This window comes from Streptomyces cyaneofuscatus, from assembly GCF_000718135.1.
Taxonomy (GTDB): domain Bacteria; phylum Actinomycetota; class Actinomycetes; order Streptomycetales; family Streptomycetaceae; genus Streptomyces; species Streptomyces cyaneofuscatus.
In genome coordinates this window covers 1-256 of sequence record NZ_JOEM01000103.1, presented here as the reverse complement: position 1 = coordinate 256, position 256 = coordinate 1, and the positions used below count along the sequence as shown (strand labels likewise).

Genomic DNA, 256 nt, shown 5'->3' with positions numbered 1-256 from the left:
CCGGCCGGTGTACAAGACGGTGGATACGTGTGCGGCGGAGTTCGCGGCGAAGACCCCGTACTTCTACTCCTCCTACGACGAGGAATCCGAGGTCGCGTCGCGCACCAAGCCTGCGGTGATCATTCTGGGGTCGGGTCCGAACCGGATCGGGCAGGGTATCGAGTTCGACTACTCCTGTGTCCATGCTTCCTTCGCCCTCTCCGACGCCGGGTACGAGACCGTGATGGTCAACTGCAACCCGGAGACGGTCTCGACG

At 63.3% G+C, this 256-nt stretch carries 1 protein-coding gene; it reads left to right on the top strand.

The genetic code is table 11. The features are described from left to right. Window positions 1–256: carbamoyl phosphate synthase preATP-grasp domain-containing protein (locus IF17_RS01000000136995; protein WP_032773235.1), on the top strand; the 256-nt coding region annotated here is incomplete at both ends.